General features: G+C 41.2%; 10 protein-coding genes. 9 read left to right on the top strand and 1 reads right to left on the bottom strand.

The window, feature by feature from the left end:
- Nucleotides 1-421 precede the first annotated feature (421 nt).
- Nucleotides 422-607: a hypothetical protein gene (locus tag NWQ57_RS14265; RefSeq protein WP_306022832.1), complete on the bottom strand. Its 186-nt coding sequence runs from the start codon at nucleotides 605-607 to the stop codon at nucleotides 422-424.
- A 311-nt stretch (nucleotides 608-918) separates the two neighbouring features.
- Between NWQ57_RS14265 and NWQ57_RS14260 the strand changes: the two genes are divergently transcribed.
- The 9 genes from NWQ57_RS14260 (at nucleotide 919) to NWQ57_RS14220 (ending at nucleotide 11,222) form a co-directional block, all read left to right on the top strand.
- Nucleotides 919-1,821: a TnsA endonuclease N-terminal domain-containing protein gene (locus NWQ57_RS14260; RefSeq protein ID WP_306022831.1), complete on the top strand. Its 903-nt coding sequence runs from the start codon at nucleotides 919-921 to the stop codon at nucleotides 1,819-1,821.
- Nucleotides 1,809-4,001: a transposase family protein gene (locus tag NWQ57_RS14255; protein WP_306022830.1), complete on the top strand. Its 2,193-nt coding sequence runs from the start codon at nucleotides 1,809-1,811 to the stop codon at nucleotides 3,999-4,001. The genes NWQ57_RS14260 and NWQ57_RS14255 overlap by 13 nt, the downstream gene beginning before the upstream one ends.
- A complete protein-coding gene (locus NWQ57_RS14250) occupies nucleotides 3,991-5,298 on the top strand; it encodes an AAA family ATPase (protein WP_306022829.1) in 1,308 nt (435 codons plus the stop codon). The genes NWQ57_RS14255 and NWQ57_RS14250 overlap by 11 nt, the downstream gene beginning before the upstream one ends.
- A 4-nt stretch (nucleotides 5,299-5,302) precedes the next feature.
- Nucleotides 5,303-6,217, top strand: coding sequence for a TniQ family protein (locus tag NWQ57_RS14245; protein WP_306022828.1), 915 nt, complete (start codon nucleotides 5,303-5,305; stop codon nucleotides 6,215-6,217).
- Nucleotides 6,214-7,788 (top strand): TnsD family Tn7-like transposition protein, encoded by a 1,575-nt coding sequence (locus tag NWQ57_RS14240; RefSeq protein WP_306022827.1) that lies wholly within the window; start codon nucleotides 6,214-6,216, stop codon nucleotides 7,786-7,788. Before NWQ57_RS14245 ends, NWQ57_RS14240 begins: the two co-directional genes overlap by 4 nt.
- On the top strand, nucleotides 7,788-8,003 hold the full coding sequence (locus NWQ57_RS14235) for a hypothetical protein (RefSeq protein ID WP_306022826.1): 216 nt from the start codon (nucleotides 7,788-7,790) through the stop codon (nucleotides 8,001-8,003). The genes NWQ57_RS14240 and NWQ57_RS14235 overlap by 1 nt, the downstream gene beginning before the upstream one ends.
- 30 nt (nucleotides 8,004-8,033) lie before the next feature.
- Entirely contained in the window at nucleotides 8,034-9,209 is a 1,176-nt protein-coding gene (locus NWQ57_RS14230) for a hypothetical protein (RefSeq protein ID WP_306022825.1), read from the top strand.
- A gap of 248 nt (nucleotides 9,210-9,457) precedes the next feature.
- Complete coding sequence (locus tag NWQ57_RS14225; RefSeq protein ID WP_306022824.1) at nucleotides 9,458-9,586, top strand: hypothetical protein; 129 nt, start codon at nucleotides 9,458-9,460, stop codon at nucleotides 9,584-9,586.
- On the top strand, nucleotides 9,558-11,222 hold the full coding sequence (locus NWQ57_RS14220) for a hypothetical protein (protein ID WP_306022823.1): 1,665 nt from the start codon (nucleotides 9,558-9,560) through the stop codon (nucleotides 11,220-11,222). The genes NWQ57_RS14225 and NWQ57_RS14220 overlap by 29 nt, the downstream gene beginning before the upstream one ends.
- Nucleotides 11,223-11,467 lie beyond the last annotated feature (245 nt).

The following is an 11,467-nucleotide window of genomic DNA, read 5'->3' as shown; positions in this document are numbered from 1 at the left end:
GAGATTGGCATGCCAGTTAAGCCATTCGGCTTGTAGGCCAATAGCTTGTGGAGCGGGCATTGCTGCTGCAACTTTTTCAGGCAACATTGAGAAGAGCTTTTTTGTGCAATGTAGGATCATCCGTTTCCCTTTGCTATGTAGCCAAAGCACTGTACAGGATTAACATCATGCAAAGCGCTGTATTTAGTATAAATAGCGAGTATTTTTTGATTTTTTAAGATGGACCTTAATAAAACCAAACTACATTCTATCGCCAGATAACGCACTCTGCCATAGCCCCCATGGTTTTAAAAGCTTAAGTGTCTATATAGCCTTATAAATCAGCAACAGCGTTGAAAGGTATTTGCTACTTTTTGCTTAAACACAATCTGCGCAATGCATCTTACTTGTGGTAAAGAAGGCGTGAATGCAGCATACATGTTTAGCTTGATGAATGTGAGCTAAGGTTCGTGGGCTTATCTTCCTCTTCAAGTAATTCTATTACGGACTTTCCTGAAGTCTCACTCTTTGGCAACGTAAAAGCTTCAAAAGCTGATTTTTCTTTGTTTGACTGCTGATTTAAAAAGGCTTCAAACGCTAATAGCTTTTTTTCGGTAATCTTTATCATTTGCCTATCACTAAATGTTTTTCTTATTTATTAGTATAGCGCTTAGCGCCTGTCAAATAGGGCTCTGTTGACAAAATCAAGGTTTGTGATACTATTTTGGCTTGTTCGATTTGCTTTTATAGTGAAACACACTTAAATATCAGTTAAAAACCTTTTATACTCTCACAAATCAAACTAAGACTTCTATTCTTTTCTTATGAAAATGCCTAATTTATTGGTTTTACCAATAACTTTCGTTGTTTTTGTTGTTTTCATTTGAATTGTTTTAATTTTGGCGCTAATTTCAATTTATAGTAATTGAGATGAACGTCATGGAAAATGCAAACAAACCAAAAATCAAACAGCCCAGAGTAACTGAGCTTACTGAAAACAAAATTGAGAGTTATCTTGAACGTCGGAAGTTTGAAGGCAAATACGTTGCCTACAAAACAGCACGACAATTCTCCAGTGCCGGAAATGCATCCTCTGAGCAATTGGGGCAAGAGTCAGATCGTCATGAATATTTCTCAGATTTAGAGCGCCGATTTGGCATTACGCTCTCCTATCTTAAAAACGTATCAGCTGTTAAAACGCAATATCCATTGCTTGATGTGGATACAACCTTGCGCGTCGCCACCCGATTGAACATTCCTCACCCTAGGTTTGCACCAAAGTCTGGGGTGGTTAAAGACGAGAATCAAGGCTATCAGGCAGCAATAATGACGACTGATTTTTTGTTTCAATACGCCGATGTCATGACAGGTGAGCTTAAGAAAATAGCCGTTTCACTCAAATACGACGATGATATTGTAGTTGAAGACGGAACAGAACGAATTGTTGGTCGAACGCGAGACAAGCTTGAAATAGAACGCACGTATTGGACTGAAGAACGAAAAACTGAATTTAAATTGATCACATCCTCCCATTGGACAGTGGGTTCAGTTTTCGTTAAAAACATTGATACAGCCCGTGGCTTTCGTGATCTCGATATTCCACATGGCATACTGAAAGCATCGCAGATTGCCTTTCTTGAAGAGTTACAACGTACGCCACAATATCGATTAGCTGATTTGATTAGCAAGGTATCCCAGCGCACGGTTATATCGTTTGAAAAAACCTTTGCGATCTTTTGGTACTTAATTTGGCATAAAGGATTACGGCTCGATTTATTTCGTCCCCTTACTGATGCAAGCTTTGTATTTAATGCGAAGGAGGACTTCGCATGGGCTTGGTAGTTGCGCATTCCTCCAATAACTTTAATTTCAACGTCAACGAATTAATGGTCCACAGAACACTACCGGACAAAATCTACACCGTTTGCTGGGTTTTTCCTAAGCAAAACCAAATAGCACTCATTCTTCAGCGCACACGGCCGCAAAAGCCAATCATCGTAACCGTTGGTGGCGATATTGACGGTGATGCATGGGAAGAATACGAAAGAAAACCCAATGACTTCATTGGTTCGCCACTGTTTAGCTCAGAAACAGCAGCAAAGCGAGCCGTTGCTTTAGCCAAGTTCGATAAGATAAAGCCGATTATCGACTCTGGTGATATCGAACTCTATGTGAAAGGCGATCTTGGTGGTTTGCATTTGCGCACTTATGTCAAAAAAGCAAGGATCACCATCCAAACGCTGTATAAGTACCTAAATCAGTACCTCGCTTTTGGCAGTCATCCGCTTGCGTTGCTGCCTCTTACGTTCATTTGCGGAACCCTGAGGAAGCTTCCAATTAACGCAGCAGTCGCAGAGCAAAAACGTTCAGCACGTGGAGGTACTCACATCGGTGCGAAAGGTAGCTCTGACGATTATTTACGACGTCAATTTAACCTTGAAGATCGGGAACGGTTACTAAAATTTATTTCAAAAATATTGCCAACAGCCCCAGACCATAAGTTAGCGTCTTTATACGCATTGTTTGGTGCGACGCTTTGTCAGTCGACTACTGAAGTATTCGGGGTAAAGGAATCGTTTACAGACCCACTAAAGCTAATTTCAGACAACCAATTTAATTATAATTTTCTTAAGGAAGTTAATCATGTGGTTTGGGCTGGCTATCAAAAGAGCATAAAGCATGTTCAGAACAATGATGCTATTTCCAGAGGTAAAGCACAAGATTACTCACTTGGTCCCTCACACACATACGAAATCGACGCTACTCGATTAAATCTTTATGTGGTTTCACGCATACCAACTTTAGACGGGAAGCATAAAAAGACGGTATTAGGCAGGCCTTACTTATACTTTGTTGTAGACAGCTTTTGCAGCAAAATTGTCGGATACACCGTCACTTTTCAGGCGGGGACTTCGGCCGTTAAGAAAGCTTTATTCAACGCATTTACTAATAAAGTGGACTTTTGCGAAAAGTATGGTGTCCAAATAGACGAAGACGATTGGCCTAGCCAGCATATTTGCACCCGATTGCTTTGCGACAGGGCAGCGGAATACACAGAAAAATTGTTCGATGACATGCTTGCTGCTGATCTTCTTATTGAAACCATCACCTACGCAACCGCCTATATCAGCCGGAGAAAAGGGAGTATTGAAGTTAATTTCAACGCTGGTGATTTGATTTTGTTTCAGCAATTGCCGGGTGCTGTTAAATCAGATCCTGCAAAAGACGCCGCCCACTCATCCAACTTCGCAGAGGTTGATATCCTGACCTTAAATCAGCTTATTATTGAAGCGATTTTATCCTTCAATAAGCGCAGAATTAATTTCACTCGCCTACAAACTTTTGATGTTTTTGAAGGTGTAAAACCTACCCCATTAAATCTGTGGAAGCGCCATATTTCAAGACGTATGGGTGGAGGTAACAAAAAGTCAAACCAATTGGTCATGTATGCCTTGTTGGACCAAGAAATCGCCACAGTGAAAAAAGATGGCGTTCACTTAAGCTCAAATAAATTAGTTTACCGCACAGATCACAAAGAGTTCCAAAAATGGCAGCAGGAATGCCTGTTGAGAGGTATGAAGGCTCCCGAGATTAAAGTCAGGATCAACGACGATGACCCCAGATACATGTGGTTTCGCTCTCCACAGTTTGGCAACGATATAATCGAATTCACACTTGCCTCTCACTGTGAAAGATTTGAGGAGCTTATACAGCTAGAAATTGATGAAGTTCACGCTATGGAATTACGCAATGCTTCAATAAACCGTAAAGATCGAACCTCTGACCGAATTGAACTTCAGCGTTCTATCCTCGAAGCAAATAATGAGGCCCGCCAAGGCGGCAAATCAAAAGTCGACCGCAAAAGCATAGTTTCGGGGATCAACGATAACTTTAAGGCAGCACAGAATCAAGAAATTGCTGGTGACATCATTCAGACGCGACAGATATTTGGTACTTTGGCTGAAGACTTTTCTCATAGCCCTGAACCTTCCTCAGATATGGGAGTAGTTGATGATGAGTAATAATGTGCTTTTAGAAAAGTGGGTAGACGGTAATCCATTTATTGTGGCTCTGGAAAAGTTGAAGCTGACTGAACTTGAATTGATGTCAAAATTGGCTGAGCGTGACGATTTGCAAGACGGTTTCTGTGGCGCTCCAGCGTTTATTAGACGTATAGGTCTGTCAAAGAAGTTCTTTGTTCCACCAGAATATAGCTTTGAGCTATACGAGCGTATTTATCATTTGATGGTGGTAGGGTATTTAAATAGGCACCCGAAGTCGGACGATTATGATAAATATTTGCATGATATTAATGCCGGAAAACAAAGCATAAAGAATGTGCCGAAACCGCCCTCTTTTCTTGATGCAGGGACTGCCATGTTAATGCTAGGAAGGTCTGGTCATGGAAAAACGAAAGAAGTTGATAAGATCTTGTCGTTTCTGGAGCTGAAAAATCACTTCCACCCGCCAAGTGAGGAGACTGGATGGCGGCGCGTTCCTCAAGTTTTGTGGATCAAAGTGTTCATTAAGAGCACAAGTAGCAAACGCCCCTTTTTGTTATCGATTCTTAATGCCATTGATGAAAAGCTCGGAAGTAACTTAGCCTCGCGATTGCCTTCAGCCACAGTTGGTGACGAGATAATCTACGTGATAAAAATGTGCCGCATGGTTGGGTTGGGCATGATTGTCGTTGACGATGTTCAATTTGTGCTAAATGCCAGCAAAACGAAAGACGCAAAAAAGTTAACGAACGAGTTTTTAGAAGACTTATATAACGATCTGGGCATTCCCATGTTTTTCATCGGTACGCCTGAAGTGACAGATTTATTCGCTGAAAAAAACCAACCTGAGCAGACTGAACGACGTTTAATTAGTGATGGTTTATTCCGCGTTAAGGACTATGCGTCTGATTCAGTTACATGGAAAGAGCTGGTTAAAGCTACGATGCTGAATTTCTTAGGTTTAAAGCGAGATTGGCTTACTGATGAGCTTGAAAGCATACTTTTTTACTACTGTGATGGGAACGTGAGTAAGCTAAAACGCTTAACGGAATTCCTACTTGTTCAAAAAGAAAAACTGACGAAAGCGAATCTGCCAGAGAGTATTTATCGTGCACATTGTGAGACTCATATTCGAAGCGAATCGATCAAGCCAAAGCTAAAGATAAGGTCGTCTGACGTTCAGCATCAGCAAAATGAAAAGCCTGTTGAGGATATTGTTACCAAGAAAGCAGCAGAACCTCTGCCATTAGATCCCAAGTCGCAGGCTCGGCATGAACGAGTAAAAGCATTGCTTGAGCAAGATATGGAAGTCGAGTAGCGATATGAACAATGACTCACTAGTCACCATGATGTTCGACAATATACTCCTTCAAAAGGGGGAGTACTTTCCCAGCTACGTTTATCGGTTGATGCAATTTGCCAACTTTATGGAGGCCAGTAACCTTCTCGATATATTGCAAATATCCAGTGCTCGCAAGATTGGAGAAACCTTACCTCGATGGGTAGTTGTTCTTGTAAGCCAAAATTACCCTGAAAAAAAGATTTCTCAGATTGTAGACGACAACCTACTTGGGACTTATTGGCGCAGTTTTATCGAAGAGTCTGAAGTCGCGCAATTTTTCTATGACCAAAAGCATAAACCCGCAACGGGTAGGGTGTTGTTTAATGGCGAGAAAACTCTATTACCATTTCAGTCGATAAAACTGTGTCCTGACTGTTTCAGTGAGTCTGTAAAGTCCTATGGCGTCGGGATATGGCAAGCGCAACATCAAGCAGCAACGGCATTTGTGTGTCATAAACATCAGCACGTACTTTATCAACGCCCGGTAACTCAATTTAAAGGCCTTGAATTCTGCCAAGCATTTTTCGACAGAGATGAATATTTTCAGCCACAGATCACCATTTTTCATCGCTGGTTGGATTTTGAAACTCGTCGAATATTTCAAATGGATAGCAATCTTTATCGGGAAGAGGTTCAGTTACATAAACGTGTTTTTATGGAGAGTAGTTTTTATTCATCAAAACCGTGTTTAACGACGACAAATCTTAATAAGCAATGGATTGAAGCACTTTATAAATACTTATATTTCTTATTTCCTTACGCTCGATCTCAAGCACAGCTCGCTTCGCAGTCCCCTTTGTTTAAACCAAGTGACATCATGGATGTTGATAAAACGACACATCCGTTGATTTATTTGTTGTTTAAATACTTTTACTTATTTGAGTTCAAAGCATGAGCATCACGCTCTACACACCAAGAATTCAGCCAGATGAGACGTTGTATTCTTATATTGCAAGGTGCCAAAAGATATGTGGCATTCGCAACTCTAGGATAATCATACAAGATTGGTTTGGTCGAGCGTCGGTGAGCATTAATCAGCTATTGCCCACAGAAGTGGTAAATATTGCTAAGTATGCACAATACGATGCGGGATTTTTACTCACAGAGCACACGCTATTTCATCTCTTCAGCTTTTACTGCAAGCGTCCAGCAGAACTCGAACAGGTTATGCTCGGCTCTAGTGGTTTGGCGTTAGGTAATACAGCGACCTTGACTCATCTTGGACTAAGTGAAACTGGTTACTCAAATTGTTGTCCTGAATGCGTAGCCGATGATATCAATAGACTTGGATGCGGCTACTGGCATTTGACTCACCAGTTCAATGGGGTAAGGGCTTGCCATATCCATAAGTGTGCTTTGGTAAGGCAACAAACCAGCCACAGGAAGTTTGAATTGCCAATATTGCCAACTAACTCATCATCAGAACCTGCACCTGTAATTCAAGCGATGTTTGCTGAGCATATTGCTAAGGCAATTGCTATGTCGAAATGTGAGATGAACACGCCATTCACTCATAACAATGTGGTGGATGCCTTTTTCTCTAAAGGTCGACATCTAGATATTCGGGGGTTACAACAATTTTTGGATGCGATTGAGGCTGGACTTCAGGTTCCGAAAGTTATCAACGAAGCCTGTTTGCGAAGGCTTATCCGTGAGCCACATTCAGCCGTACATCCATTTAAAGCGTTGCTTTTAGACTTTGCCTTATCCTTTTTTCCAAAGCCTGTGGGAGTGGAGAGCCCTAAGGATGAGACACTAAAGAGTGAGGAGCGAACACGACGTTGCACGTCGTTACTGAAAAAGCATAGGTTCAGTATGCGCGATATCTCCAGACGGGTTGGTGTTAGCGTAGGGTTTGTAAAACAACTCGCGAAACGCCTAAAAATACCTCTTGATGAGCGCAGGCAGATTATTACTCCAGAGATGGAACGGAGCATTAAAGCACTTGCTATCAAAGGCGCTGATAGAAAAGACATTGCCCAGAACCATGGCGTATCTGTAGGTGCTGTAGAACAAATTATTCAGTCCGAGAAGGGCTTGGTCATTTGGCGTCAATACCTTCGCATGTTGACTAAGCGTAACCTTATGCGCGAAACATTGATCAAAGCCATTAAAAAGTACTCAAGCTGTTCCAGAACGCAACTAAGGGCTTTAATGCAAAAAGAGTATGGGTTTCTCTACAAGTTCGATAAAACATGGTTATTCAAGACGTTGCCGAGCAATCAGAAACCGATATACCACAGAGGGAAGCTGTGGTTAGCGAAAGACGATGAGCTATTCCCTCAGTTTAAACGCTATCTACGCAAGGCGCTTGAAAAACAACATGGTATGCCAACTCGCTATCAAATCGATAAGTCATTCGGCAAACATGGTTGGTTCACTCGTTCTTTAGAAAAGCTGCCGCGCTGTAACCGCTTTTATCGACGTGTTTTGAGCAAATTTGGCACCACTTCAGAAGAAAACTGATGGTTAAGTCTGATGATAAAAAGGTCGAAATAAATTTCGATGTTGAGCTAATTGCTGCTGCCAAATCTGCGCTAGAGCAGCTGCCTAAGAAGGCTGATGAGATGATTGAAATAAGGATATACCAAGGCCGGGCTGCGGCTAATCAGCTTACAGAATATGAACAGCGGCTACTGATGTCGGGCAATGCAAAAGTGACTGTTGTGCCATCTATATGAATTAGCAGTGTAATAACTGGAGCACGAAGCATGACCCCAACCCAACTTACCATCGCAGAGCTTCACGAAGCTGTTTGGAATAAACCACTTAAAGCGCTTGCTGAACTATGGCTGGTTCATCCTCATGCACTTGGGCAATTATTGAACAAGCATCAAATTCCGCGACCGCCGAATGGCTACTGGACTCAAAAGGCTCTTGGCAAAGCGGTTAAAAATGTCGCATTGCCTGAAAATGTATCGCCCTCCCGCTTAATAGATATATCGCATCTACAATCCTACAAGCGAGAAAAATCAAGAAATCTATCGGCAACTCTACCTCAGCCCAAAAAAACGTTCGGTTATTACCCTTTGTTGAAAGGGATAAAAAGCTCATTAACTAAACCGCTATATCAATATGATTTCATCCTGACTCAACGTTACAACGATAGCAGTGTGTTACGAATGGACGTGTCGCTCGAACAGCGAGATAGAGCTATCAGTATTTTGCATGTTCTTTTATCAGCTTTTGAGGAGCGAGGATGGACGGTAAAAGTCGAAAAATTGCGATATGAGAAACGATTGATGAATATCGTTGCAGTTGATGGAGTGGACATACCGTTTCGTTTGCGAGAAAAGTTAAAACAGACAAAACGTGAGTTATCAGCAGCAGAATTAATCAACAAGGCCAGTAATAGATGGGTTTCACACGAAAAAATAAATGTGCCAAGTGGAGTGCTGCAACTTTATATCGAGCGGCCAACTCCTCAGGGCATCAAGTCTATGTTTGAAGACCGTGATACGCTGTCATTAGAGGATCAATTGGGCACTTTTATTGACCACTTAAAGGAGAGCGCAGTTTACAGCAGGGTCATTGAGGAGCGGCAAAAAGCCCGCGAGCTTGAGTGGCAAGCCGAACAATCTCGTCGTCAGGAGTTTGAACGAGCGGTGAGGGCGGAGCAGGAGCGAATTAATACGTTTTTGGACATGTTTAACCAATGGCAAAAAGCACAACAGTGTCGTCAGTTCATCGCCACAATTTCAGGGAGTGAGGCAGCTTCGCAATTGAGCGAAAATGAAAAAACGAAATGGCATGAATGGAGCGAAGCTATTGCCGACTCACTTGACCCTCTGAAATCACAAGCCCTTTCTCGAATGATCAGTGTAAGTTCAGTAGTTGACCGCAGTTCATTCCAAACGGCATTAGCAAGAGTGATAAAAGGTAATTAAGCATAATCTTTGATATTAACTAATTGGGTTAAGCAGGCAATGTGTGGTTCTGGGAGTGTTGAATCGAAATACGGAATAAGCTTAAAGTATTAAGGACGTTTCGACACAAGCGTCGGGGTTTTCGCTACAACAATTTTTTTGTTTCCAAAATGCCTGAATACGTTTTCAATCTCTAAAGCTATAGTGGTTTCAGAATCAATTTTGAGGGGTTGGTTCTATTTAACTTATTAATTTTAGGAGATATTATCATGGCAAAATCAAACTCATCTAAGCCTGCTTCAAACCATCCCGGTCCCGGTGGTAACTGGCCGTCAAAAACTGGCGGTAAATCAGGTGATGGTAGAGGAAATGCAGTACCAACTGGCGGAAAAAAATAAAAGGAAAAGGGCCATTGTTGGCCCTTTATTAGTGATTATGGACAACAACAAAATCTCATTCCCAACCATTGGTGAATTTGTTCGGGAAATATTCAACATTTCGGGTGTAATGGCTCAAAAGGATGGCGGTAATTCCATCCTGACCGATAGCGACAAGAAAAGACTGCAAACAAAGTTGAAACGCTTGGCTGATGAAAGCTCCAAGATTGACGGCAAACTTGAAGAGCTGCTTAATTTATTAGGCAAAATATTAATTAATAACTTGAAAGATGAGCGGTTTGTTTGGGTTTTACTCTCTAGTGTTGAGGATGTCCTTGAAACATACAAAGCTGTATTAAGAGATGATGGCACTTACTTAAATAAAACTAAATCCTCAGAGTGGTTCATTAAAACCTATGCATTGGACCGCTTCATGAAGTCCTTGTATAAGAACTATTTACGATACAATTTGGATGCATCAAAACTTGATATACCTCCTCTAGTAAATTGGGCTATACCGCAGTTTGAAGATGCTCAAATATTTATGCCCCTCAGAAATGCATGGAAGCTCATCTATGGATCTCTTGCTCTGAGCCAATCATCGTTTCATTACCCTGATAAAGACATTGAGGATTTCAAAGCAAGCCGGAATTTAGAGAATGCTCAGCATTGGTGTAGCACAGACCAGATTCCGAGTATTAGTTCATTATTTAGTAATTTGGAATACTCGATAGAGCGACTGAAAGTAACCCAAAATGAAGATGCGCGGAGACAGCTTAGCGATACTCAAATTATGCGGTTAAAAGTAATTTTGTTCATTGGTCGGGGGGCGTCCTATTGCGTTAGAGAGATTGATAAACATTTTGGTAGAGAATGTTTGGTGAAGTGCATATCACACATTAAGAGCCAATCTAATCGACTACGACGTATTAGTCGCATGTTAATTAACAGAATCAATGAACTAAAACATACCTACCAATTAACCCAGCAAGCTGAACTAGATGGCTTGTATTGCCGAGAAACGGAGCATTTTTGGCTGGGCTATGCAGATTATGTTGTTAATGGCTCCAATTATCTTCAGAAATTCTTGAATGATGGTTCATTTAGCACGTTAAGCGATTTCCAAAAGGCGAAACTTGCGATCAGGTGTATTGGCCCCTTTGAAGCGTATGCGGGATTCGCTAATCAAGTATTTGAGCCTGATGTCAAAAAAATACCATCACAATTTACTGAGTTTCTCCATAAGGGGCTCTTATTAAAACGTAACCCTAAGTCATTGGCTGAGATTGATGAATATGTTGCAAAGTTAGAGGCTGCGGGGTTGAAGCAGATATTGTCGTGGATGCCAGATTGGTGTTACGCCAATTATTATTACCATCAAAAAGCATTCGACAAATCCCATGAGCATTATCGTCAAGCGTTCATCAAAGCCAAATATTCCGCAGGTAAAAATCAATATCTACTTGTCAATCAGTACATAGAGGCGAGTGCCAAAAACAAAAGCTTCAAAGAAATGAAGCAAGCGGTAGCGTGGGCTCAGTATTTGGGAATAAAAGTTAGATGGCTAAGGGGATGGGAAGACCCTGAATCAGACGAATCTTTACAAGATCTGTATGACTTGATGGGTAACCCTAAAATTTTGTATGCGAATGTTTGAGAGGCTAACTCTGCTATGGAAATTAGTTTTTGCCAGTTAAAATAGCGGAAATTAATCAAAAGCGGCCAGATTTTTTAAACGAGTTATTTCAGATCTGGTAGCTTCTGAGTGCTTGTTTTTACTGATAGCAATTAAACGACTTATTTCATGAGAACAATATTTGTTTCCATTAAATAAGTCGTTTAATGGGATTAAATAAGTCGTTTAATGGGATTAAATAAGTCGTTTACCGGAAATAAGTCGTT

It is taken from the genome of Paraglaciecola sp. (genome assembly GCF_030730205.1).
In the GTDB taxonomy this organism is placed as follows: Bacteria; Pseudomonadota; Gammaproteobacteria; order Enterobacterales; family Alteromonadaceae; genus Paraglaciecola.
This window is presented reverse-complemented; position numbering and strand designations above follow the sequence as displayed.